Here is a 25,145-nt window from a genome sequence, read left to right as displayed (position 1 = left end):
CGACATAGAGGAAGTACTGTTCCATCTGTAATGAACCTGGGTGACTAGCGCCTTCACTTTTTGTGGCTAACATATTTTTCTATATTCGAAGAAGGTTCGTTGATAAAAGAATGCCACATCCTGTGGGCGCAATTTGTACATCGCTATACTTTCTTAGAAACAGCATAATTAAGATCTCTAAAATACATTAGGGCATTTAACCCCTCCTCACATCACACTACTGACGACTTGCGTCTAAGGTTTTTCAACCCACAGCATGATCGAGTGCCCCCATTGATAATGGAAAGGAGACATCACCATTTGAACAGCAAAAGCGCCTTGCTCATTGATCTGATGAGTATGCACGGAGCATCAGCTAATTCATCAGATACTACTGTCCTCAAGAAATATATTCACGTACACTTTTTAAAGAATGTTTAATTCTTAATAACGAACATCACGGTAAAAAAATATATTTGTTTTTAACTATTCTTTTCATTCAATATCACACCGACAATTTGAGCCTTTGCATACTCTAACACTTTTTTCGATTCAAATGCACTGTCAATATTCGTTTTATCTTGGCGGACTACTAGGACAACGCCATCGCATAAGTTTGCGATAATTTTTGTATCAGTCACTTCCAGGGCTGGTGGTGAATCAATTAGTACAATATCGTAATAAGGAGTTACTTTTTGAAGTAATTGCGTCATCGTATGAGATGCTAATAATTCTGCTGGATTAAACAAAATTGCCCCACTTGTTAATATATCCAAACTGCCAATTTTCGAAGAATAAACAGCGTCTTCAAATATTGCCTTTCCTGTCAAAACATCTGTTAATCCAACCTCATTTGAAGTTTTGAATATACTGTGAAGACTTGGATTTCTTAAATTTCCGTCAATAAGAAGTATTTTTTCCTTCTGTTGCGCCATTGACACAGCTATATTAGCGGCAGTCGTCGACTTTCCTTCCTTTTTCCCTGGTGAAGTTATTAATAAAATTTTGTTTTTGCTCTTTCCATTTATAAAGTGGAGATTTGTTCGTATTGTTCGAAATTGCTCTGAAATGATGGAGTCTGGATTAGTGAAGGTGACTAAATTTCTTTTTTCGGTAGCTGATCGTTTTCTTTTACTTATAACCAATTGTCTCACCTCTTAACTCTAATTCTCTTTTCTTTCTTTTTCTTTTCTTGACATTTCTTTTATTCATGACGGAAATACTACCTAAAACTTGCACACCCAATATCATTTCAATTTCAAGCTCTGATTTAATGGAGTCATCCAAGGAATCAATTAAGAATACTAACCCAAGTCCCAACATCATTCCGAAAATAAACGCGGCAATAACAATCTTATTTTGATTGCTTTCATTAATTGGAATGCTGTTTACCTTCGCTTCTGATAGGATGCTAACGTCCTCAAATTCAAGGATATTCGGGATCTCCTCTTTAAATACTCTTGCAGTCGTATTAGCTATGTGCGCTGCTCTTTCCGGATCTGTATCTGTTACACGAATCTCTACCACTTGTGATAAATCAATACTCTCAACATTGATCTGCGAAGCTAATGCTTTCGATGATTTTTCTAGTCCCAAATCTTCAATTACATTTTCTAATACAATCGTGTCTTTAATTATTACTTGTAGTGTTTTTCTGTATTCCGAATCTGCATTGATAATGATATTTGTTGATGATTCATATAGAAGTTCCGTTTTGTTTAGGTTACTATAAAACCAGCCAGCAACGGTCACCAATATGGTTATTAATAGTACTAGCCAAAATCGCTTCTTTATTACTCTATATAGGTCCTTTAAATTAATTTCTTTTACCATTCTATTATCTTCACCATACATTCGGTATAAACGACTCATAAAACCACCTTAATTATCCGACTTAAATTCTTAATAAAGAACGAATAGTTTAAAAAAATAAACATATCGATAAAAATCAAGTAATTAATAATTTGCTTCTTCTTATATTATTCATTTTAGTTCTTTATAAAGAACAAGTCAACTCTTTTCCCATTAAACCTTCCTATCTCAATTTATAATGTATTAAACAGCTCCCATTTGTTTCTTAAGAAGATTTTTGAACACGCCATTTTTATCACTCGCTAACTGTCCGAACTCACCCTTTTGAATAATTTCCCCTTTATCTAGCACGACTACTTGATCTGCATTTCGAATGGTAGAGAGACGATGAGCAATCACAATAATCGTCATTTTCCCTTTTAACCTTTCCAGTGCTTCTTGAATTTTTGATTCATTCTCTGTATCGAGTGAACTTGTCGCCTCATCTAAAATAAGGATGGACGGTTTCCTTAAAATAGCTCGTGCAAGCACAAGGCGTTGCCTTTCTCCTCCAGATAATCTGATTCCCCTATCACCAATAATCGTATCTAATTGCTGAGGAAGCTTTTCTACAAAATCATCGGCGGCTGCGAACTGTAACGCCTCCCACATCTGTTGCTCAGTGGCTTCAGGATGAATTAGCATGAGATTTTCCCTTATAGTTGTATGGAATAGAAAGGGATCCTGTGATACATAGCTTATTGAACGTCTTAGCGACAAGAGATTTTTTTTTGTTAATGGGTTGCCATCTAAAAGAATGTCTCCTCTTTCAGGCTGATTTAACCCCATCAAGAGATCGATCAACGTACTCTTACCAGCACCAGATTTACCAACTACAGCTGACATACGATTAGAAGGAAAAAATACATCGATATCATTCAATGCATATACATTTTGATTTTGATTATACCGAAAAAATACATGATTACATTCAATACCCTCTTTTATATCGATAGGCTTTATTGTTTGATCATCTAAATCATCTATTTCTTTGGCTAGCTTAGATTCTTTTTTTAAATTTATCACTGCTTTTAACGCTGGAATTGTAGTCGCTATTTGTTCCAAACTCGCCTGAATTCCTGTCACCCTGGGCCATAATCTTGCGAAAATAATAATGATTAACATCAACTGAGCTGCTTGGGAATTAAATAAGTTCACAGCTAAAAATATAAATATAGAGATTAATACAGCAGAAGCAATTTTATAATAGAATTGGGAAGCAGTTTTTAATGTGATATACCCCATTTGTTCATCATACATGCGTTGTGATATAGACCGAAACCAATTCATTCGCGATTGTTCTAATGTATTACTTTTTATATCCTTTATACCATTAAAGTTATCTGTAATACCCGCCAAAAAGCTTTGCGCTATTTCAGATGTTCTCCCACCTAGTTCCCGGGATCTTTTAATAAACCCACGAGAAAACACAGATAAAACCAAACCACTTAATAAGACAAAGATCGTAATTTTAGGAGATAATAAAAAGGCAATTCCAATTTGGATACATGTAAAAATTATCCCTGTTATGAACTGTAAAAATGTATTTGTCCCAGCGCTTACACGTGCTAATTCCATTGTGATCGTATTAATAAGGTCGGATTTTCTTCTTTTTATATAAAAGCCCCAATTAGCACTAAGCAGATCTCGATAGATTTCTAATCTTAAATATCTGGCAAAACCATGCTGAATCTTAACGTTTTCAATCGTTACGTAACGAGATATTAAATTTTGAATGATATTCACAATTAAAAAAATGATAAGTATAAATGTAAGACCCAATGTGCTAGGAATTTGTTGAAGAAACTCCAAAGCCCTTGTTGCAAAGGAATTACCTGACTCGAAGTTTACAATTCCGCTGTAACTAATCACCGGAATTAACAATAATAATGCTACTCCATCAAGTAGACTAATAAGTACCATTCCAAGAAGGTTCAAATATAGTTTTTTACCTGAATAAGCGTATAACTGTTTAAAAAAATATATAACTGGTTTCAATATTAAAAGCCCCCTAAGATAGCGCGTGTTTCCTCGTTTTTCTCCACATCCATAAAAATGGTCGTAGTGGGAAGTAAAGGAAATGGAGTTTTTTCGGTAAAGATAATGTTTCGACATCCGTATGATATGGATGTAACACACTTAATAAATAAATGAATTTTTGTTGAGAGGACATTAATGAAAATAAGTGCTTTGTATGGTATTTTGCTATCTCTACTGGAACTGGTTCCATATGCAAGTTTACCATTCGTTCTAAATAAAATATCACATCTTGAGCTAGACTTTTCGAGCGATTCCCTTTAATGATAGGTATCATATCTGTTGTAATTGTTGTATTTAACAATTGTGCCGAAAGAATTAGTGACTGTCCTCCGATATAACGACTTTGATATTTTTTAAATAAATGATAAAGAGCATTCCAGTTTAGGTCTTTTTTTACGATTTGATGGATATCTACCAACCAACGCAAGCGTGACCATCCGTGACGTGCTCCATGTGTGACAAGAAAATAGAATAAGTCTTCATTGCCCATAAAATAAATAGGATAGCTTGTTATCAAACTTTTCCTTTTTCTCACCCATAATTCATTAAACGTTGGCTCTTTGCTAGGTGCAGGATTAAGCCTCCAATGGATCTCAATTTTAGTATCTTGAATTGGATGATAGTAAGTAAAGTGGTGATGTCTCCATTTCCAATCATTCAAAACGGAGTGTATATATTCGTCCTTTTCATATCCAAGATCGATGAGTAGCGCGTTTGCTTTATCCAAATTTTCTATAGAAATAAGAATATCAAGATCTCCCGATGTTCGTTTGGAAATGTCTCCATAAAGATCATCAGCGAGAATAGGTCCTTTTAGAAAGAGGAGAAGTATTTCATTTTCATTAAACAATTTACCCAACTTCTCCATTTCCCCACATAAATGTAGCATTCGAAAGGTATTTTTTTGATAGTACTTGTATAAGGTCTGGGAAATATATGATGGGATTCGACTGCCTTCCATTTTCATTATCTTTGTATATATTAATGGGTATAGACGATGGTGGAGCGCTAATTGTAGAAATAAGTCCCAGTCGATATCAACATACCAATCCTTAGAAATATCGTCATTTTCACTTTTAACTATTTCGAGAATGAGCTTTAGTTCTTTCGAAATGTTAGTCAGGTTCAGATCAATATGTTTATTCATAACTTTCCCCTTCAATTTGTGTTTTGCTTTTCTTCTTAGCAAACATACTAACGACAGTAAATTTTCCCATTCCTTCTGCACCTGAAATATAGTAAGGGCCGCTCCGAAGCCATGCATGTGCAATCATTTTCCCATCTTCATCTCTTGCTGTTCCCAAATAGAGAGTACTATCGATCCCGCGTCTTTCTAACATCTTCATTCCAGCAATGGCTTTGACAAGGCACTGGCTTTCCCAGGGGGTATACTTACTCATAATATGGATGGCATGCGAGATATTCTTTACTCTTTCATTGTTCTGCTCCATATATCGGAGAGATGTTTCGTGCATATGATCACCTAATGAAGGTGCCACTTTTGCGAAAGGCATTTTTTTAAGTATGCGTGCCCACCCTAGAAATAAAAATGCTTCAATGAAAAGGAAGATCGTTTTTGGATGTAGTGTTAAAACAAACTTTAGCTTTGATATCAATTTCATCCTATTTCCACCTTAGTAAACGATTAAATACTCTCTTTAACAATTTCCACTAAACCTTCGTCAAATAAGTGATTTAAAAAAGCGACGACTTGCTCCTCGCACTCTTTTCGCTCTACTTGAAAACTTGCTAATAAGCTATTAACCACTTGTTTTACCTCCAGCGGTTCCTTCATTAAATCCCAAATTTCTCCACCCATCTCACCCAAGTTGTAGTATTTCCCATTGTTAATGCTTAGCATCACTTTCTCATCGCCCATATCGCTAACAATATTTCCCTCACCTTGTTTCACCTTATGGTCTATTGAAATATGTTGATTAATGATCATCAATCCATCATTCCTTTTCGATTGTATTTATTATCAATGATGTTATGTCCTTTGCAGTAAATCGATTGATTGGCCGTTGTACACGATAAACCTTAATTTTATTAGCAATACTTGCTGTTATCTTAAAATGCCAATCCATTAAACCTAAACGAGCAATAAAAAAATTACGATACGTATGATAAAAAAAAGTATGCAAGCGTTCAAGATTTACAATAGGCTCGATCAGAACCTCGTTCCTATCTGTTTTAATTAATTCAAACACTCCTGCTAATGGTAATGCTGTAGATACAAACTTTGATGTAACTGGTACGGCGAATTTCATTTCTCTATCAAATATCGGTCGATATTTATCAGAATCCATGCCGAAAGCATCTAAACTTTCTTGCCAAAGTTTTTGTTGTGGATAAGCGGGAGTTACGATCGGAATATCATGATTGGAAAGAGATACAGGTATGACGTCATCGCTTATTAATTGATAACCTTCACTTAAAAAAGCGGAAGCAAGCGTCGATTTTCCAGCCCCTGAATCACCTACAATCGCATACGCTTTCCCATCGATAGCAATGGCACTTCCGTGTAAAGGCAAAACTTTTCTTTGCTGTAAAAGGGCACCCATGCACGTACCTAGCACGTAAAGCCGTACATGATCCTCCTCTGCGCCATGCTGGGGTGAAACAATAATCCTTTCCCCTCCCTCAATCAAGTAAATAGCTGTTTTCGGAATTTGAAACAATACGATATCTTCTTTTACAACGAAATGACGATTAGGTTCAGCTAATTCATTCCATAGATTTGTTAAATCTGCTAATTCTATTACAATATCGATTTCATCCCGCTGTTTATCAATTATCTTAGGTAATTCTGGCAAGCGTATATCACTCATCATATTTAATCCGAAAGCTTTATAAACACTCTTGTTTAAGGTAGTTACCATATTAACCTCCGGTCTTTCATTTTATATTGTATGGAGCCCTTATACATGGAGGTGATATAAGGGCATTCCAAACGGGTAACTAAAAGTTAACTATCTAAGCTCGGTCCAGCGCCCGGTCTGTCTTTACAACTAGCATTTGATTGACCCGGATGAGTTTCATTTTTCCCTTCCGATACATCGAAACAATCAGCGTTTGCATTTCCAGGGCCATTCATTGTCATATTAATATCAAGAATATCCAGTACCGGTACTTTCCATTGTCGCTTCATCCAATCACCCCCTCTCAGCTAAAACCTTTTATAAACCTAGAAACGATTAAACTACGAGTCAATATCTTGAATTCATTACTCCATACGTGTTCAGGACTAGGTTGGTCCCCTATATGTGATAAGGCAGCCCCAATTGCCTTTACATCCAGTATTTCAGACATTAAAGAATCATTCTTTAACTGGTGTAGTTCTTCCATAAAAGCTTTCCAACTACTTTTCATTCGGTGAATCGTATCCGCTGCCTGAATTCCACGCACATAATGATTTAGCCTGATGCTGTCCGGAAGAATGTCTTTCGTTGCACTTCTTAAAAATGATCGTTCCATCCCATTTTTGACATATTGCTCTTCTGGAATAGATAAACAATATCGAATGACACGTAAATCATTTGTTGGATCACGATCCCATAATGAATATCGTAACGACAACTTCGTTGTGGCTGTTCCGCTTTTATTCCAATAATATAGTTGGTCATAATGCTTTCTTCGATATTCATTAAGATCCCCACGGAAACTCCCCGAAATATCCATGTCATACCGATCGAGCCGATTATAAACATCGGTTTTCTGGGCAAATACCGGATTGATGAAGGACGGAATTGGATAGTCAAACCCCTTATTTTTTGTAAAAAGTTGGGCGAAGTTGGGTAATGCATTCCTTGCTACGATCGGTAACATTACTCGTTTTCCAGTCCTAAAGTTCCGGCAATATACATTTAACTCTTGATTTAAATGTATTAGCTTTAACTTTTTTAATAATGAAGCATAATACTCTATATTTAATCTCTCAGATCCCCATGAAATGGAGTGATTACCTCTTGCGCCATTTAATACTATTTTCACCCCTTCGTTATGAGCTTTTTCACTAATCCCTTTTAGCCAGTATGCATTTTCAAAGAATTTATATGGCATTTCCATCAATGCGAGGAAATCATCCACATCCGCTAGCGGACTTCTCCCTTCAAAACTCAAGTAATGATCGCTAATATTCCCAACATGTCTTACAGTCTCTTTTATAAAAGGTCTTTCATCTGCAGCATAATATTTAGGTGTCCAATCATTAAAATTGTCTTCTGGAATGGAGCTAAAGGTATGTAATTGTTTATTCTCTTTCTGAAGTGCCTTTGTAGCAAAACTGACAACTGATCCTGAATCAAGTCCACCACTTAAATGTGCACCAACTTGCCCATATGTACGCAGTTTTTCAGTAACCGCTAAATCGAAAACTTCGCGAAATGCTTCATGGTATTCCTCATCAGACTTTAATCTTAAAGTCGCAGTTGGTGGCAAATGCCAATACCTTTCAAGTGAAGATTTACCGTTTACCACTGTAATTGTATGTGCAGGAGGAAGTTGATAAATATTTTTATAAACAGTATTATGTACATCTGCACTCTCGACAATGGTTGGAATAACGATAAATTCAGCGAGCCATTCTTCATTAAGTTCTTTTTTAAAATTTGGGAGTTTGAATAAAGGGTCAATTATCGTGCAAAAAGCAAAACTGAAATGATCTTTGCAATAATAAAGGGTACGTGCTCCAGAAAAGTCTCTTGCGCCAAAAAGAGTTTGATTTCTTTCATCCCAAATCATATATGCAAAATCACCGATTAAATATTTAGGAGATTCCTTGCCCCATTTTAAGTATGCGAGTAGAATCAATTCACTATCAGTGATCGTTTTTTTCTGGGATTGTTTAACTTGTAATCTTTCAAATAATTCTGTTCGATTGTCTATTATTGCATCGGATGTGATAGCTAACTTCTGTTCATTATCATAAAAGGGTAATCGTTCATTAACTGACTCAGGAGTGATCCATTGAGCATGGCAGCCGAAAAAAACATCCTCATTTCTCCATGTTCGAATATCATCAGAAGGAAACTGTTCCAAGGACTTCATTAGGTTATTGCCATGTTCAAGATGGATTGGGGCATTATTTAACTGGTAAATTCCTGTTATTGCGCTCATTTTCCATACCCCCGTTAGAAAGCTATTAATACGCAAAAGTTTGATATGTAATTTCCATACACTTTTAAAAAAAGCCCTTATACTCATAGTTTTGTATAAGGGCAGTAACCTAAGTACTTCTAATAATTAACTATCATGATGGACCGTGTCCGGCTCATCCGGATCGGGTTGAACCGCATCAGCAATCGTTAATCCCGGCCCTGCCATAGTCATCCTAACATTAAGTACTTCTAATTCCGGCCTTTTCCATACTTTTTTCATTTTGTCACCTCCTTTCAAATCAAGGTTTTCATAAAACGAGTCAAAATCAAACTTCTCATTAAAACCTTAAATTCAAAACTAAATGCAAACTCCGATTTTAGATTGCCCTTAATCATAGAAAGGCACTTTTCTATGACACTAAGATCCAAATACTCTTGTATTAATGATTCACCTTTTAATTGTTCTATTTCAACGATAAAATTATCCCAATTTGACCTCATACGATGTACGCCATCAGCACCTTGCACACCTTTTGTACGTAAATTCAAACGTATATTGTCTGGTAGATATCCTTCTGTTGATCTTCTTACCAAAGATCTACCCATACCATTTTGCACATATTGTTCTTCTGGAAGTGATAAACAAAATTTAATAACCCTTAAATCATTTGTTGGATCTCGGTCTACAACTCCATAATTTAAGGATAACTTTGTTCCGTATGTTCCAATTGTGTTCCAGTAATACAATTGTTGAAACTGCTGGTTTCTTATTTTATATGAGTTTGAATCAATTCTTCCTCTAGGATCAATACCATGTTCAGATAATTTTTCTATTACTTTAGTGCTTAAAGCGAACTCCTTGTTTATGAAAATCGGAAAATCATCATCTTTTGAATATTGTCCTTGATATAAAAAAGGAAATGCTTTTTTAGTAACTACCGATAATATTCTTTTCCTACCAGATCCTATATTTTTAGCATATTGATACATTTCTTGATTAAGCCGCAACCATTTCATTCTTTTCAGTAATAAAGCATAGTAGTCAAAGATAGGACCCCAAGATATCGACCAATTGCCCCTTTGCCCATTCAGAAGGACACCTATCCCCTTTTTACTTGCTTCTTCATAAATCCCCTTTAACCAGAATGTATTTTCGAAGAATTTATAAGGCATCTCTAACTTTTCAATCCAATCGTCTATCTCTGTATATGGATTTCTATCCTCAAAGCTTAAATAGTTCGGTAATATATTGCCTACATGTTGGACAATAGATTCGATTTGGGGCCTTTCATTTGCAACTCTACTTCTATGTGTCCAATCCACAAAATCATCTACAGGAACATAGCTAAATGTATGTAACTTTTTATTTTCCTTCAATAGAGATTTTGCTGCAAAACTAACGACCGATGAAGAATCCAATCCACCGCTCAAGTGAGAAGCAACAGGAAGATGAGTACGTAGTCTCTCGTTGACTGCCTTTTGAAATACTTCTTGAAAGGCTTCTTTATAATCATCATCCGATTTTAGTATTAATTTATTCCCCTCAGGTAAAGTATTATATCTTTTTAGAGTTACTTTATTTGCTATAACTGTTATTGAATGCGAAGGTGGAACATGTTCAATATCGTTATATACGGTCGAAGATGGATCAAGCGAATCAAACATTAATGGGTTAGCAATAAATTCAGCAATCCACTGTTCATTCAACTTTTTCGTCACATATGGTAATGTGAGCAACGGCTTAATTACAGTACAAAAAGCAAATCGTTGTTGACTATGAAAGTAGTATAGTGTTCTGCTTCCTGAAAAATCTCTTGCACCAAACAATTTCCGCTCTTTCTCATCCCAAATCATAAAGGAAAAGTCTCCCACTAAAAACTTCGGTGACTCTTCCCCCCACTTATGGTAAGAGAGTAAAATCAATTGGCTATCAGTGATTTTTTTCCTATCTTCACGGTCCACTTGTAATCTCTCAAACAATTCATCTCTGTTATCAATAATTGCATCAGCAGTAATCGCTAACCTTCTTTCATAGTCGTAGAAAGGTAATTGTTCTCCTATAGATTCAGGTGTAATCCACTGAGCATGACAACCTAAGAAAACATTTTCCTTATGCCAAGTTTGAACATCATTTGCAGGAAACTTTTCTAATGCCTTCATCATTCCGCTAATATGCTCAACAGATATTGGCTTCGTATCCTGGTGATAAATTCCAGCTATTGCACTCATAGTTCTCCTCCAAATGATAATCATCTATATTTACTATTCATAACGTTCTTATTAGAGAACATTAAATCAACACTGAACACACAGGGTTTTACGCTGCATATTTAGGAATATTCTCACTCAAGTTTAGTTTGAATTTAATATTACTTTAAGAAAAACACCATTCTTTAAAAAGATTTCATCATTCTATATAAAGAACGATTATAACTTTAAATTACCATCTCCCACACCTGATGTCAATAACATATAATTTATATTTTTTAATCATGTTACCACCCATTCCTAATTGTAGTAACTTTACTATCCGATTACTTAGCTCTAAATTTTCCTTTACATAAAATCATTATTAGATTTGTTGAATATCCAGTTCTTTTTGATGTAGATTGCGCCATTAAAAAAGGCTTGATTTCCAATTGGAGATCAAACCCTTTTCTACATGTTTAGAATTCATTTATAGTCCTTCCAATTTAAAGATGTTTCGTTTAATAGTTCTTCAAAGGATTTGTTTTTTTCTCGTTGTTTTCTTTCTTCAGCTAGTTGTTTTTTCACTGCGACTTTCTCTTGCTCTTCGTTCTCTTGTAGCTCACGTTGCTTTTCCTGTAATTTTTGAAGTATGTCATTGTTTAGTCCATCTTTTAGCTTTAAATGGCTCGTCTCTTTTTCCTGTCTTTTGGATTGCCTTTTTTTTGTCATCTTATTCTACTCCTTCATAGATATCTCAGTGCTTTCAATAAGCATCCATTATAATAGTTTTAGCCACCTCGAGCTTTGGCTCTGTCGATGAGATAATATCCTCCACAGTAAAGCCTTTTGCTACTTCTTGTAAACAAAGTCCGGATGCTGTTATATCAATAACAGCCCGATCTGTAATTACCCGATGAACAATCTTCTTACCTGTAAGCGGCAAACTACATTCATTTAAAATCTTGGGGGCTCCGTTTTTATTTATATGTTCCATTATAACAATAACTTTTCTTGCTCCATGGATTAGATCCATTGCCCCGCCCATGCCTTTAATCATTTTACCCGGTATCGTCCAATTAGCCAAATCACCTTTTCTCGATACTTCCATCCCACCTAAAATAGCAACATCAACATGCCCCCCGCGTATCATAGCAAATGATTCTGCGCTATCAAAGTAAGCCGCACCAGGAATGGCGGTTACCGTCTCCTTGCCTGCGTTGATTAAGTCTGCGTCTATCGTAGATTTATCAGGATATGGACCGATCCCAAGCAAGCCATTTTCCGATTGAAGAACCACTTGTTTATGGGGGGAAATATAGTTTGCGACAAGCGTTGGCATACCAATTCCTAGATTCACATAAAAACCATTTTCAATCTCTCTTTCTGCTCGTTGGGCAATTCTTTTGCGATGTAATATTTTCCCCAATTTCCCTCCTCCTTTCTTTACGTACAGGTTGTTTCGCGCTCCATTCTTTTTTCTTGTTTACCTTGAATAAGTCTTTGTACATAAATACTTGGAGTATGAATATGATTAGGATCGATTTCTCCTGTTTCACACAGTGTTTCTACCTCCGCAATCGTAATATTGCCTGCAGTGGCCATTAGCGGGTTAAAGTTGCGCGCTGTTTTACGATAGATCAGATTCCCTATTTTATCACCTTTCCACGCTCTAATAAGACTGAAATCTGCCATAAGTGCTTTTTCAAGTACATACTCTTTACCATTAAACACACGCATTTCTTTTCCTTCAGCAATTTGTGTCCCCACCCCAGCTGGTGTATAAAATGCCGAAATTCCAGCTCCTCCCGCGCGAATTTTTTCCGCAAGAGTTCCTTGTGGTGTCAATTCCACTTCCAGTTCACCAGATAGCACTTGTCTTTCAAACTCTTTATTTTCACCGACATAAGAAGCGATCATTTTTTTTATTTGTTTTTGTTCCAATAACAAACCAAGGCCCCATCCATCGATTCCACAGTTATTTGAAATAACAACTAAATCCTTAACTCCTTTATCAACGAGAGCTAAAATTAGATTTTCAGGAATACCGCAAATCCCAAATCCACCAACCATCAATGTAGCACCATCATCAATATCTGCCACAGCATCTTTAAAGGATGTAAATATCGGCTTCATTTACGCATCCCCCTAATTAATGAAATTGTATTGATTGCTATTACCCCGTTTTTGTTCATTTTCTATGCTTCAAGATGCCCCTCATAAAATTCCCTTTTTCCCAAAGATTTCCGTTGCCTATTACTTCTCCCTTTCAAAAGCAATTTTTATTCTTTATAATAGAGATATATGAAACTTTTCCTATAGAAAACCGTAGTAATATAGTGAATAGCACTGGATAGGAGTCGATGCATGTTGAAATCTTTTTTATCATTTCTTCTCGGTATGTTTACTGCGGGCGAAACAATCTTAATATGGCTTATTTTATATTTCGGTTTTAATCTGTCCTTTCTTAGTTCGTCTGGCATCGCAGTACTAGCCGGAGTGGTTACATTCTTTGGCGTCAAGTCGATTGCCCAATATCAGTTTTTAAAGAAAAATAATTTAACTAGGAAAGACTATATCTATATTCAGAAAAACTTATCGGAAACGAAGAAAAAAATAAACCGTCTACAAAAAGCTTTTTTCTCTGTTCGCTCGATGGGTGCATTCAAGCAGCTATATGAACTGAATAAATTGGTAAAAAGAATGTATACAATCGTTAATAAAGATCCTCGGCGTTTTTATCAATCGGAGCGCTTCTTTTTTTACCATCTTGATTCTGTTGTGGAGCTTTCTGAGCGCTATGCCGAGTTGGCAGCACAACCTGTTAAAAATGAAACAATGTATATATCGTTAAAGGAAACACAAAGCACATTAGAAGATTTAAGCGAATCTATAAAAAAGGATATTTATCACGTCCTTTCTACAGATGTCGATGATTTAAAATTCGAACTCGATGTTGCCAAGCATTCTTTAAAAAAACTTGAGTACCATCCCCTTGATGATGAAAGGAGCACAAAAGAATGAGTGAACAAAATAAAGATACGGTATTAAAAACGGATTTTTCCAGCGGTGTAGATGATCTTCTTGCCAATCCATTTGGAGATCAAGAGCTCACCCCTTTAAAACAAGAGGATCAAAAAATTGTTGAGAAACCGGTGAAGTTAGTAGACAGTTTACCGGAGGAAAGTAAAAAAAGAGCACTTGAGCTTGCTAAACAAATTGACCCTGCCAACCATCAAGCGATTATTGCTTATGGAACGCAAGCACAGTCTCAACTATTAAATTTCTCAAGTTCCATGTTAGAACATGTACAGAATAAAGATATTGGTCCTATCGGTGGCATATTGAGTGAACTGATGAGTAAGCTTAAGGATGTTAATCCAGACGAACTTTCACCAGAGAAAAAGAATTTCTTTTCTAAGATGTTTGGAAAAATTTCGGGATCCATGCAAGAGGTAATGTCAAAATATCAAAAAACCGGCGCACAGATTGATCGAATTAGTGTAAAGCTAAATCAATCCAAACAAGTGTTGCTTTCAGACTTACAAACCTTAGAACAATTATATGAGAAGAATAAAGAATACTTTCATGCTTTGAACATTTATATTGCCGCAGGAGAACTTAAAATTGAGGAACTTCGAACAAAAGTGATTCCTGAAGCGAAGCAAAAAGCTGAAGCTTCTGGTGATCAAATGGCGTATCAAGAAGTAAACGATATGGTTCAATTTGCAGATCGCTTGGAAAAGCGTTTATATGACTTAAAATTAAGTAGACAAATTACCATCCAAAGCGCTCCACAAATTCGGATGATCCAAAATACAAACCAAGCTTTAGCTGAAAAAATCCAAACATCGATAATGACAGCCATCCCACTTTGGAAAAATCAAATTGCTATTGCATTAACACTCATTCGCCAGCGACAGGCTGTTCAAGCACAAAAACAAGTTTCACAAACAACCAATGAGCTCTTACTCAAAAATGCGGATATGCTCAAAACAAATACGATTGAAACAGCTCGGGAAAATGAACGTGGCCTTGTCGACATCGAAACGTTGAAAAAGACACAATCCAATCTGATTGAGACATTAGAAGAAACAATCAAAATTCAACAAGAAGGCCGAACGAAACGTGCTCAAGCTGAACATGAACTTGTTTCAATGGAAAATGAGCTGAAAGAAAAACTTCTAAAACTAACATAAATTTCACATGTAAACCGGACACAATTGTTGTCCGGTTTTATTATCAATTTAAATCTATTTTTTAGCTTTCAGAAATGAAGTTAATGTTTTATTATGTTCTTGAGGCGGCTAAAGAACTCTCCCATATTCCTGACTCCATGATGTTAATATACACATAGGAATCCTCCTTTTCTTCATAAGCCCCTCCATCTTTCTATTAGGAGGAATCGAGATGAATCTGCCGAAAAGTGTAAGTATTATTGAAGTAGGTCCTCGAGATGGATTGCAAAATGAAGCAAATTTCATTACAACTGAAATAAAAAAAGAATTTATCCAACATTTAGTGTGTGCCGAGATAAAAGAGATGGAAGTTACCTCTTTCGTTTCTCCAAAATGGATACCGCAAATGCAGGATGCTGCAGAGCTTATCCAATCTTGCTATTCCTCCATACGCAGTATCGTTCTTGTGCCAAATAAAAAAGGTGCGGAACGCCTGCTTGCTACAAACTGTAAATCTGCAGCCGTATTTGTCGGTGTAAGCAACAGATTTAATCAAAAAAACATTAATAAGTCCACACGGGAAAGCATAGTGGAAATAAGGCCTATCATTGCGGATTTAAAGTCAAAAGGTTTTTTCGTGCGCGCATGTATATCTACCGCTTTTTATTGCCATTACGAAGGTGCAATTGCTACAGCGGATACATTGGCACTTTGTCAGGAGTTTGCAGATGCAGGAGTGGATGAATTAAGCGTGGCCGATACGATTGGTATGGCAACGCCCGCCGAATCCTTCTCTCTCTTTTCTACCTTGAAACAACAGCTCCCAAATATAATGATTGCTGCACATTTCCATGATACGAGAAAAATGGCGCTAGCTAATATATATGCCGCACTCCAAGCTGGAATTGATCGCTTTGACACATCAGCTGGTGGTCTAGGAGGTTGTCCATTTGTTCCAGGGGCTACGGGAAATGTAGCTACGGAAGATGTTGTTTATATGTTAGAACGTATGAATATCAAGACAGGAGTTAAGCTCGACAAACTTGTAAAAGCCATTGATATTATCGCACCCCATCTTTCGAGAAAGATTGATTCGGGCTATTATCAACTTACAAAAAAACGTGATATCTCAGTTTGATATCACGTTGCAACTCATACGACCGTTTAAAATCTGGCTTGGGCTTACAAGTCGGAATGATTGAGAGTCATTTGAAAAGTCAATTTTCAATTGATCATCGAAAAAAATGATTTTCGACTCCTCCATAATAATAGGCATGATATTTGTTTCTACTTGAATTTCATCCTGATCAAGCGCTCGTTTCTCTATCAATTCCAATGTTGGTACACCACTGAGCACACAACCGCACCCTTCTGTTTTATATTTCAGTTTGAGCATAAGATCTTGTCTACCCATCTTCTGTTCAATTCTCTCCGCTGCTTTTGGGGTAATGGTGAATTTGATCATAAAATGCACACCTTTCTAATCCGTATCGTATCTTAATCATAACATAGCTAACAAACGATAGTCGTTGGATTTACCTCCATTCCTTTCTAGCGTAGGTAGATTCATTTTATAATGGAGATGATTATATGAAAAAAGTTCAAATTAAAATATTGGATAACGGATCATATCGAGTAACCGGCGATGTCGAACTCATCGATGTCGATGGTAATGTTTTTCAAACGAAGAAGGCATTTTCACTCTGCCGTTGTGGACTCTCAAGTAGAAAGCCCTTTTGCGACGGAAGTCACAAAGGTAAATTTGCTTCCTGTGTCAGAGCTGAAAAAACAATTGAAAATGGAGATTAATTAGAGATGTGGAGCCCTTCGTAGTCGGGCTTCTTTTCATTTCTTAGATGTATATTCTAATTGGAAAGTTCCTCTATCTTGTCACATATCAATCATTTCAATCTCTTATCCCGCCCCTCTTTTATTCAAATGCACTATTTTCCAGTATTAAACGAACATACTTTCGTATATACTATAAGAAAATATGTTCTGTATGTAGAAAGGAGATATCGCGATGAGCGATAAAGTGATTTTCCTTGTTGATATCCAATCGTTTTATGCTTCGATAGAAAAAGTAGACCATCCAGAGTTCAATGATAAGCCGGTCATCGTATCCGGAGATCCTGAACGACGGAGTGGCGTTGTACTTGCTGCTTGTCCATTGGCCAAAAAATGGGGAGTAAATAATGCCGAAAGATTATGGGAAGCACAGCAAAAATGTCCGCACGCTATAATCGTTCGGCCTCGCATGCAGCGTTATCTTGATGTGTCTATTCAAATTACGAATATTTTGAATCAGTTTACGGATTTGGTGGAGATTTTTTCTATCGATGAACAATTTTTGGATGTAACAGCTAGCGTTCGGCTGTTCGGAGATCCTCTCTCTATTGCCCAGAACATCAGAAATACAGTGATGAATACAATTGGAATTAGTGCCCGTGTCGGAATCGGTTCGAACAAAGTTCTTGCAAAAATGGCTTGCGATAATTTTGCAAAAACAAACAAAAATGGTGTATTTCAATTAGACGTCGAGAATATACAACAAGATTTATGGCCATTGCCAGTTGGAAAAATGTTCGGAGTTGGCAGCAAAATGAATCACCATTTAAGGCGTATGGGTATACGAACAATCGGCCATTTAGCTAATTTTCCCTTGGATCTTCTTGAAAAACGTTGGGGAATGAATGGGCAGGTACTATGGCAAACAGCTAATGGCATTGATTATTCACCCGTTACGGTAAAAACGCTCGATCAGCAAAAAGCAATCGGTCATCATATGACATTACCTAAAGATTATGAAAGAATTCAAGATATTAAAGTCGTACTATTGGAATTGAGTGAAGAGGTTGCTCGCCGCTCGCGCTTAAAGCTTTATATGGGAAGCACTATTTCCGTCGGAGTTCGCGGAGCAAGTTTTAATTTTCCAAATGGGTTTCATCGCCAACTAAAGTTAGACTCCCCGACAAATTATGGAATGGATATCTTTTATTCTGCCTATCAATTATTTCAAAAGCATTGGGATGGCTCACCGATTCGCAGCATAGGAATTACACTTTCACAATTGCAGCCAGCAAATAACTATCAACTAAACTTATTTGATTCTCAACTCAAAAAGGAAAATTTAAATAAAGCCTTAGACTTTGTTTATGCCAAATATGGGCCGGCTGCCCTTATCCACGCTTCTTCCTTAACAAATGCAGGGCAAGCCTTCCATCGTGCAGAAAAAATTGGTGGACATTATAAATAAACAGCATCAGCCTCCTATATTAGAATCTTATCAGTGTCCACAAGCGAACTATACGATTTTTGTGGGACGGATAGGTCTATGAAAAAACAGATAAAGGTGGAGATAAATTTCAATGATCCCTAACAAATTAACACCTGGATATAATGTTAGATGGGAATCTAGCCGAATGATGTTACCTGAGCATAGAGAACAGCTATTAAAGGAACGCAGTAAGCAAGAGGAATTTACTCCTCCTATACTTGACAATGACCAACTTGAGGAAATCAACCGTATCATTATTATATCTATGGAACAAAAACAGGAAGTGATAATTACATTCATAGAAAAATATGGGCCCGCACAGTTTTCGGGGTGGATCCAAAATGTAGATAGATATGAAAGGTGGATCAGACTGGATAATGATCAAGATACACTCCTTCTCTTTTTTAAAGAAATCTTACAAATTGATTTTCTTTAGTATTCAAGATACAAAAACACCCTTTATTCCCGTTCAGGAATAAAGGATGTTTTTTTTTGCTTTAGCCTGTAATTATAATTGGTCCTTCTTTTGTAACGATAACTGTGTGTTCAATTTGAGCGACAAAGCTTTTATTTCTAGTTGAAAAGGTCCAACCATCTTCCTTTTCATATACCTCTTCCGCTCCAGTGGAAATAAACGGTTCGAAGGCAATAACCACTCCTTCAGGCAATAGCTCATTGTCCCACGGGTCATAATAATTTAGTATATGATCTGGAGATTCATGTAATGAGAAACCAATTCCATGACCAGTAAGATTTTTTATCACAGTGAAGCCGTGTTTTTTTGCAGTGCTGTATACGGCTTTACCAATCCCACTTTTTTTAGAGCCTACTTTCAGTTTACTCAATCCCACCTCAAATGCTTTCTTTGCTACTTCACAAAGATTGAATAAAACGGGATCCCCTTCCCCAACAACAAAAGAAAGACCAGTATCCGCAAAATAACCGTTCTTGGAACCTGATACATCAATATTTACTAAATCCCCTTCTTGAATCACGCGCTTGCCTGGAATCCCATGTGCCACTTCCTCATTTACGCTAATACATGTAAAGCCAGGAAAATCATATTCTCCTTTCGGTCCCGAAACCGCACCATGCTTTTCAAAAAGTTCTCCTGCAAAATCATCAAGTTCTTTTGTAGTAATACCTGGTTGTGTTTTTTGAATCATTTCATCCCGAATCTGTCCAACTATTTTACCAATTTCTTTAAGTTTAAATAAATCCTGTTCTGTTTTTACAATCACTGCTTTCCCTTCTCCCTATCAATTTTTCTTCCTATTATCTCACAGTTATCATACCCGATTGCTTACTTTTTAAAAAATGCCTTTCTGCCAACACGTTCAACCACTCTGGGCATTAAAGTATGGAGCGTCCCTGCTATATCCATCCAGCGAGGCATATTGATTTCTCGACGGTTAGTAAGCATAGATGCAATAATATTTGCTGCTACCTTCTCAGTATCTAACATATAACGGCCTAAATTCTCTAAATAAGAACCACTTGGATCAGCCTTATCAAAAAAGGTCGTTCGTATGGGTCCTGGATTTACTGACATCACTTGAACACCATATATTGACATTTCCATCCGAAGGCTATTTGTAAATCCTAGGACAGCATGCTTTGACGCAGAATACACGCTAGACTTTGGAGTAGCTAATTTTCCAGCTTGAGAAGCAATATTAATGATCTGGCCTGATTGTTGCTTACACATAGACGGGATCACTTCTTTTGTGCAAGCAATTAATCCGATCACATTGACTGCAAACATACCTTCTACATCAGCAATCTTAATATTTTCTGCCTCCGCAAAAATTCCATATCCAGAATTATTTACTAACACATCGATTTTCCCCGCCTCTTCATAAATACGTTGGAAAACAGATGGAATTTGTTCATATTGCGTGATATCTAATCTTATCGTAGTACACTTTACTTTATATTGTTCACGAATAGAGGTGGAAATTTGCTCTAGACGCCCCTGACTTCTGGCAAGTAAATATAAATTCGCACCATTTCGGGCACATTGCCGAGCAATTTGTTCACCTAGCCCGCCAGATGCCCCGGTGATAACAACTATTTTACCATTTAGTCGTTCATTTTTCATGCACCTTCGCCTCCTGACTGCTTCGTAAAGTAAGCAATCCCTTTAGCGTCCATTCTTTTTTCAATTATTCCAAGTGATAATAAATAATCAAGCTGTGCTGTTGTTTCAGATAATGTTAATCCAAGCTCTTTTTGATACACGGCTGGGAATAAACTTTTGGTAATTGTATATGTTGTTAACTGACGACCTTGCAACATCTCAGCTACTTGCAAAGCTTTTTCATGCTGACGTTTCAATCGACGTTTTACAAGCTCATGTACCTTCATCACTTCCGGTCCATGTCCTGTGTATGCCATACTGATTTCTATTTTGAGAAGTTTTTTCAATGAATCATTGTATTGTAGCTGAGGCTTAGGACGTTCAACATTAGGGTTCAATGCTGGTTCAAGCAACGGATTAGAAGAAATCGTAGCAAGCACATGATCACCTGAAAGTAGGATACCATCTTCTTCCCGATAAAATGATAGATGGCTTTGCGCGTGACCAGGTGTATTAATAATAGACCAAGTTTCCAACCCTGGAACACTATCACCCTCTTCTATCTCATATGTAAGTAAACGATTGGCGGAGTAGCGAAGTGGTTCCTTCATTCTTTCTAACATTTGGTCAAAATTACCTTCAACCCCAAATTCGGTGAGTAGACCTTTATAGAACGTATCATAGCTTGAGAAAAACTTGTCATCCATCTCTATCCACGGACGCACATATTTATGCCCGTATACCGGTATATCTTCTGGTAGCCATTCAAGGAGGCCAACGTGATCTGGATGATGATGAGTCAAAACGACTTGATCAATGTCCTTAGGTGCGATTCCAATTTCTGTTAGTTGAAATTGAAAAGCTTCCCATGCTTCATTCGTCTTTATCCCAGCATCAATGAGCGTTAAAGCATCCCCCTTTACAATATAAACATTAACATCACCAACAACAAAAGGTGTAGGCAAAGTAAGTTTAATTATTTCATCAAAAGAATTAACCATCATTATCCCTCAACTTTACTATAATTATATAGTTATTTAACAATCAAAATTTCTTAATTATTTACAAGTAATTATAGTGTAGCGATTCCTATCAAGCTTGTCATTATATTTGAATAATGCTGTTTGTTTTTCCCGAAAATATTCTTGACAATTTCTTGTCTTGACAGCATAATCATAATTAAACTTTAAGCGAAAGTAGCAATGACCGGGACGAGTAAATAGAAAATGGTGCCAGAGATTGAGGTCCATGGCTGCAAGACTTCATCATCCACTTTTCGATTGAACCTGCCTAGCGAGCTGTCAATAATTCTGACCGTATTCCTTGCGTTATAAGGACTGAAGATAGCTGCTTTATTTGTACGCAGTTAATAAAGGTGGTACAACGGAAACTAACCCTTTCGTCCTTTAATTAGGATGAGAGGGATTTTTTTTAGAAAAACATCGGAGGGAAACATGTGAAAATCTCATTTATCGGAGCCGGAAATATGGCTGAAGCGATCATCACAGGATTAATTGAAAAAGAAATTTGTCAAAATGATCAGATTTATGTAACAAACCGAAACAACAAAGAAAAAATGGAAGAGCTTGAACACCGACATGGTCTTCATACTACCTACAATATGAAGGAATTATTACAAAGCACTGACATCATTATTTTTGCAGTGAAACCTAAAGATGCCGATGCTGTTTTGCAAAAAATCTTCCCATATATAGAAAAAAATACTGTATTCGTTTCTGTTTTAGCGGGGATTTCGATTCATTTTATGGAAGAAAGACTTCATAAAAAGAGCCCTATTGTAAGAGCGATGCCTAATACATCTGCAAGTGTCGGAAAGTCAGCAACAGCAATCACTTTTAATCAAAATGTAACATTAAAACAGAAACAGCTTACTTTAGATATATTTTCCGCCATTGGTATGACAGCAGTGGTAGAAGAAACGCAGCTAGATGCAATTACAGGTCTTGCAGGAAGTGGGCCAGCTTACATATATTATTTAGTCGAAGCGATGGAACAATCTGCTAAAGACATGGGTTTAGAAGCGGAATTAGCGAAACAGCTTATTCTACAAACATTGTCGGGGGCTACAGAAATGCTTATGTCTTCAGATAAAGAAGCAGCCGAGCTACGCCGCGAAGTGACCAGTCCAGGTGGAACAACTGAAGCTGGTATTACAATTCTTCAACAAAGAGCAGTCAAAGAAGCAGTCATCGAATGTGTAAAAACAGCAGCAAAACAATCGGAGAAACTTGGATTTTCCCATGAATCACAGCATATTAACTCTTTATAAGAGCAAGCTACTGTCATTCTTCTCCCTATGATTGCTATAATATAGTTTAGCGTTAAAAAGCATTTTAGGAGGTTGCATATGACTGTAAAATTGTTTGAACCTTTCACAATAAAGAATGTAACATTGAAAAACCGAATCGTGATGTCTCCGATGTGCATGTATTCGTCGAAATATGAAAATGGAATGGTCGAGGATTGGCATTATACTCATTATACAAGCCGAGCTGTTGGCCAAGTTGGTCTTATTATGGTGGAAGCAACAGCAGTGACACCGCAAGGAAGGATTAGTCCTCAAGATTTAGGAATTTGGAGCGATGACCATGTTGATGGGTTAGCCAAATTAGTGAGTATGGTCAAGCAGCATGGGGCAGTCGCTGGAATTCAAATTGCTCATGCTGGACGCAAGGCGGAACTAGAAGGAGAGATCGTTGCGCCATCACCGCTACCTTTTAACGCAAAAATGAAAACACCTAAAGAAATGAGCAAGATGGATATAGATGACACAATTGAAGCATTCAAACAAGCAGCAAGACGCGCGAAAGTTGCCGGGTTTGATGTGATTGAAATACATGGTGCGCACGGCTACTTAATAAATGAATTCCTTTCGCCGCTAGCAAATAAACGTACAGATGAATACGGAGGATCACAGGAAAAGCGATATCTATTTCTTCGTAAAATAATTGAGGCAGTTAAATTAGTCTGGACTGGGCCGCTTTTCGTTCGTATATCAGCAAAGGATTATCTGGATGACGGATTAGATGTGGATGACTATTCTACAATGGCAGGTTGGATGAAGGAACAAGGTGTCGATCTTATTGATGTAAGTTCCGGTGCCGTGGCGCCCGCCAAAATTTCTCCCTTCCCTGGCTATCAAGTTCCTTTCGCGGATCAAATTCGCAAAGAGGCAACTATTCCAACAGGTGCAGTTGGTTTGATTACTACAGGGATTCAAGCGGAAGAGATTTTGCAAAATAATCGTGCTGATTTAATTTTTCTAGCGCGCGCTCTCTTACGTGATCCTTATTGGGCAAAAAATGCTGCTAAAGAACTTGGTTATGATATCGAGGCACCGGAGCAATACAAACGAGGATGGTAAAAGAAGTGTAAGCGTCCGTTTAGCAACGGACACAATATAGGTGCGTCAAAGCTTTCCACAGATCGCGAATTTTATTATTTCTTTAACTAGAAAAAGACCCGCATCATGCGGGCCTAATATGTTTTTTCGTCTTCCTCCCTGTTATATGGGATAGAGATTTCTTTAAAATCATAAGCGATTGTTGTTGAAGGAAATAAGCTTCTTGCTTCTGCTACAAGTTCATTCCATTTATCTTTCCCGTATCGGGAACTAATATGGGTAAGACAAAGCGCACGCACTTCTGCTGCAATTGCAAGTTCCGCAGCTTGGGTTGTTGTTGAATGAAAATAATCATATGCCATATCTTCGCTTCCACTGGCAAAGGTTGCTTCATGTACGAGCAAGTCTGCATTTTTTGCAAGCATCTGTGCATTTTCACAAGGTCTTGTATCACCAAGAATACAAATAACTTTCCCTTTTTGATCTGGACCTAAATAATCACGGCCATGTAATACCCTACCATCTTCTAGCGTTACTGTTTCACCATCTTTTAGTCGCTTATACAAAGGACCTGGCGGTATTCCTTCGGTTAAAAGGCGCGGGGCATCAAGTGTCCCCTGTTTATCTTTTTCGATGATACGAAATCCGTAACTTGGAACAGCATGATCAAGAAGTAAGGTCTCAACTAGAAATTGTTCATCTTCAAAGATGGTTCCTTCTTCTATTTCAATGATTTCTAATGGGTATTTTACATGTGTCTGACTCACTTGCAGAGAAACTTCTATGTATTGACGGATTCCTTTTGGTCCGTAGACAGTAAGTGCAGATGTGCCCCCTTGAAACGATCGGCTTCCTAATAATCCAGGTAAGCCAAAAATATGATCGCCATGAAGATGGGTAATAAATATTTTTTCGATTTTTCTAGGTTTGATAGTAGTATGGATAATTTGATGTTGAGTCGCCTCACCACAATCGAATAACCAAATGGCGTTTCTTTCTTCTAATAACTTAAGAGCCATCGCGGTAACATTTCGCAACTTTGCAGGTACTCCTGCACCTGTACCAAGAAACATAAGTTCCACTTTTAAAT

General features: G+C 36.9%; 27 protein-coding genes. 8 read left to right on the top strand and 19 right to left on the bottom strand.

Annotation, left to right across the window (positions count from 1 at the left end):
- Positions 1-461 precede the first annotated feature (461 nt).
- The 14 genes from BLE01S_RS04370 to BLE01S_RS04310 form a co-directional block, all read right to left on the bottom strand.
- Positions 462-1,124, bottom strand: a complete 663-nt coding sequence (locus tag BLE01S_RS04370) for a CpsD/CapB family tyrosine-protein kinase (RefSeq protein WP_066137576.1) — start codon at positions 1,122-1,124, stop codon at positions 462-464.
- On the bottom strand, positions 1,111-1,851 hold the full coding sequence (locus tag BLE01S_RS04365; protein WP_066137574.1) for a YveK family protein: 741 nt from the start codon (positions 1,849-1,851) through the stop codon (positions 1,111-1,113). The genes BLE01S_RS04370 and BLE01S_RS04365 overlap by 14 nt, the downstream gene beginning before the upstream one ends.
- A 183-nt stretch (positions 1,852-2,034) precedes the next feature.
- A complete protein-coding gene (locus BLE01S_RS04360; protein ID WP_066137572.1) occupies positions 2,035-3,828 on the bottom strand; it encodes an ABC transporter ATP-binding protein in 1,794 nt (597 codons plus the stop codon).
- Between the two features lie 13 nt (positions 3,829-3,841).
- Positions 3,842-5,017 carry a nucleotidyltransferase domain-containing protein gene (locus BLE01S_RS04355; RefSeq protein WP_066137571.1) on the bottom strand — a complete coding sequence of 392 codons (1,176 nt, stop codon included), beginning with the start codon at positions 5,015-5,017 and terminating at the stop codon, positions 3,842-3,844.
- Complete coding sequence (locus BLE01S_RS04350; RefSeq protein ID WP_066137569.1) at positions 5,010-5,492, bottom strand: lasso peptide biosynthesis B2 protein; 483 nt, start codon at positions 5,490-5,492, stop codon at positions 5,010-5,012. Before BLE01S_RS04350 ends, BLE01S_RS04355 begins: the two co-directional genes overlap by 8 nt.
- A gap of 23 nt (positions 5,493-5,515) precedes the next feature.
- A complete protein-coding gene (locus BLE01S_RS04345; protein ID WP_066137567.1) occupies positions 5,516-5,821 on the bottom strand; it encodes a lasso peptide biosynthesis PqqD family chaperone in 306 nt (101 codons plus the stop codon).
- A gap of 4 nt (positions 5,822-5,825) precedes the next feature.
- A complete protein-coding gene (locus BLE01S_RS04340; protein WP_066137565.1) occupies positions 5,826-6,752 on the bottom strand; it encodes a phosphoenolpyruvate carboxykinase (ATP) in 927 nt (308 codons plus the stop codon).
- 86 nt (positions 6,753-6,838) lie between these two features.
- Positions 6,839-7,021, bottom strand: coding sequence for a paeninodin family lasso peptide (locus BLE01S_RS21255; RefSeq protein ID WP_066137563.1), 183 nt, complete (start codon positions 7,019-7,021; stop codon positions 6,839-6,841).
- Positions 7,022-7,035: 14 nt separating this feature from the next.
- Entirely contained in the window at positions 7,036-8,988 is a 1,953-nt protein-coding gene (locus BLE01S_RS04330) for an asparagine synthase-related protein (RefSeq protein ID WP_066137561.1), read from the bottom strand.
- Between the two features lie 126 nt (positions 8,989-9,114).
- Positions 9,115-9,249: a paeninodin family lasso peptide gene (locus BLE01S_RS20690; protein WP_111703442.1), complete on the bottom strand. Its 135-nt coding sequence runs from the start codon at positions 9,247-9,249 to the stop codon at positions 9,115-9,117.
- Between the two features lie 14 nt (positions 9,250-9,263).
- Positions 9,264-11,198 (bottom strand): asparagine synthase-related protein, encoded by a 1,935-nt coding sequence (locus BLE01S_RS04325; RefSeq protein ID WP_066137559.1) that lies wholly within the window; start codon positions 11,196-11,198, stop codon positions 9,264-9,266.
- A gap of 444 nt (positions 11,199-11,642) precedes the next feature.
- Positions 11,643-11,888, bottom strand: coding sequence for a YqkE family protein (locus BLE01S_RS04320; protein WP_066137555.1), 246 nt, complete (start codon positions 11,886-11,888; stop codon positions 11,643-11,645).
- A 34-nt stretch (positions 11,889-11,922) separates the two neighbouring features.
- Positions 11,923-12,585 carry a 3-oxoacid CoA-transferase subunit B gene (locus BLE01S_RS04315; RefSeq protein WP_066137553.1) on the bottom strand — a complete coding sequence of 221 codons (663 nt, stop codon included), beginning with the start codon at positions 12,583-12,585 and terminating at the stop codon, positions 11,923-11,925.
- A 17-nt stretch (positions 12,586-12,602) separates the two neighbouring features.
- A complete protein-coding gene (locus BLE01S_RS04310) occupies positions 12,603-13,292 on the bottom strand; it encodes a CoA transferase subunit A (protein ID WP_066137551.1) in 690 nt (229 codons plus the stop codon).
- A gap of 231 nt (positions 13,293-13,523) precedes the next feature.
- On the opposite strand from BLE01S_RS04310, the gene BLE01S_RS04305 reads away from it, so the two are divergent.
- The 3 genes from BLE01S_RS04305 to BLE01S_RS04295 all read left to right on the top strand — a co-directional run bounded on the left by BLE01S_RS04305 (position 13,524) and on the right by BLE01S_RS04295 (position 16,472).
- A complete protein-coding gene (locus BLE01S_RS04305; protein ID WP_231955915.1) occupies positions 13,524-14,180 on the top strand; it encodes a 5-bromo-4-chloroindolyl phosphate hydrolysis family protein in 657 nt (218 codons plus the stop codon).
- Positions 14,177-15,355, top strand: coding sequence for a toxic anion resistance protein (locus BLE01S_RS04300; RefSeq protein ID WP_066137549.1), 1,179 nt, complete (start codon positions 14,177-14,179; stop codon positions 15,353-15,355). Before BLE01S_RS04305 ends, BLE01S_RS04300 begins: the two co-directional genes overlap by 4 nt.
- A 211-nt stretch (positions 15,356-15,566) precedes the next feature.
- Positions 15,567-16,472, top strand: a complete 906-nt coding sequence (locus BLE01S_RS04295; RefSeq protein ID WP_174521704.1) for a hydroxymethylglutaryl-CoA lyase — start codon at positions 15,567-15,569, stop codon at positions 16,470-16,472.
- On the opposite strand, the gene BLE01S_RS04290 is transcribed toward BLE01S_RS04295, so the two are convergent.
- Positions 16,464-16,799: an iron-sulfur cluster biosynthesis family protein gene (locus BLE01S_RS04290; RefSeq protein ID WP_231955914.1), complete on the bottom strand. Its 336-nt coding sequence runs from the start codon at positions 16,797-16,799 to the stop codon at positions 16,464-16,466. The genes BLE01S_RS04295 and BLE01S_RS04290 overlap by 9 nt on opposite strands.
- A 125-nt stretch (positions 16,800-16,924) precedes the next feature.
- Between BLE01S_RS04290 and BLE01S_RS04285 the strand changes: the two genes are divergently transcribed.
- The 3 genes from BLE01S_RS04285 (at position 16,925) to BLE01S_RS04275 (ending at position 19,047) form a co-directional block, all read left to right on the top strand.
- Positions 16,925-17,143 (top strand): CDGSH iron-sulfur domain-containing protein, encoded by a 219-nt coding sequence (locus BLE01S_RS04285; protein WP_066137545.1) that lies wholly within the window; start codon positions 16,925-16,927, stop codon positions 17,141-17,143.
- 214 nt (positions 17,144-17,357) lie between these two features.
- Entirely contained in the window at positions 17,358-18,590 is a 1,233-nt protein-coding gene (locus BLE01S_RS04280) for a DNA polymerase IV (RefSeq protein ID WP_066137543.1), read from the top strand.
- Positions 18,591-18,702: 112 nt separating this feature from the next.
- Positions 18,703-19,047 (top strand): YolD-like family protein, encoded by a 345-nt coding sequence (locus BLE01S_RS04275; RefSeq protein WP_066137541.1) that lies wholly within the window; start codon positions 18,703-18,705, stop codon positions 19,045-19,047.
- Between the two features lie 61 nt (positions 19,048-19,108).
- Here BLE01S_RS04275 and map read toward each other — a convergent pair whose 3' ends face one another.
- From map to BLE01S_RS04260, 3 genes are all read right to left on the bottom strand, one after another.
- Positions 19,109-19,852, bottom strand: coding sequence for a type I methionyl aminopeptidase (gene map / locus BLE01S_RS04270; protein ID WP_066137539.1), 744 nt, complete (start codon positions 19,850-19,852; stop codon positions 19,109-19,111).
- A gap of 62 nt (positions 19,853-19,914) precedes the next feature.
- A complete protein-coding gene (locus BLE01S_RS04265; RefSeq protein ID WP_066137537.1) occupies positions 19,915-20,712 on the bottom strand; it encodes an SDR family NAD(P)-dependent oxidoreductase in 798 nt (265 codons plus the stop codon).
- Positions 20,709-21,695 carry an MBL fold metallo-hydrolase gene (locus BLE01S_RS04260; RefSeq protein ID WP_338034366.1) on the bottom strand — a complete coding sequence of 329 codons (987 nt, stop codon included), beginning with the start codon at positions 21,693-21,695 and terminating at the stop codon, positions 20,709-20,711. The genes BLE01S_RS04265 and BLE01S_RS04260 overlap by 4 nt, the downstream gene beginning before the upstream one ends.
- A 452-nt stretch (positions 21,696-22,147) precedes the next feature.
- Here BLE01S_RS04260 and proC point away from each other — a divergent pair, with 452 nt between their 5' ends.
- Positions 22,148-22,981: a pyrroline-5-carboxylate reductase gene (gene proC, locus BLE01S_RS04255; protein ID WP_082788585.1), complete on the top strand. Its 834-nt coding sequence runs from the start codon at positions 22,148-22,150 to the stop codon at positions 22,979-22,981.
- A gap of 78 nt (positions 22,982-23,059) precedes the next feature.
- A complete protein-coding gene (gene namA, locus BLE01S_RS04250) occupies positions 23,060-24,076 on the top strand; it encodes an NADPH dehydrogenase NamA (protein ID WP_066137533.1) in 1,017 nt (338 codons plus the stop codon).
- A 113-nt stretch (positions 24,077-24,189) separates the two neighbouring features.
- Here namA and rnz read toward each other — a convergent pair whose 3' ends face one another.
- Positions 24,190-25,137, bottom strand: coding sequence for a ribonuclease Z (rnz, locus tag BLE01S_RS04245; protein ID WP_066137530.1), 948 nt, complete (start codon positions 25,135-25,137; stop codon positions 24,190-24,192).
- Positions 25,138-25,145: the final 8 nt, after the last annotated feature.

Source organism: Lederbergia lenta NBRC 16444 (assembly GCF_001591545.1).
Lineage (GTDB): Bacteria > Bacillota > Bacilli > Bacillales > Bacillaceae_C > Lederbergia > Lederbergia lenta.
Note: the sequence above shows the minus strand (reverse complement) of the source record. Positions and strands in the feature narration are given on the sequence as shown.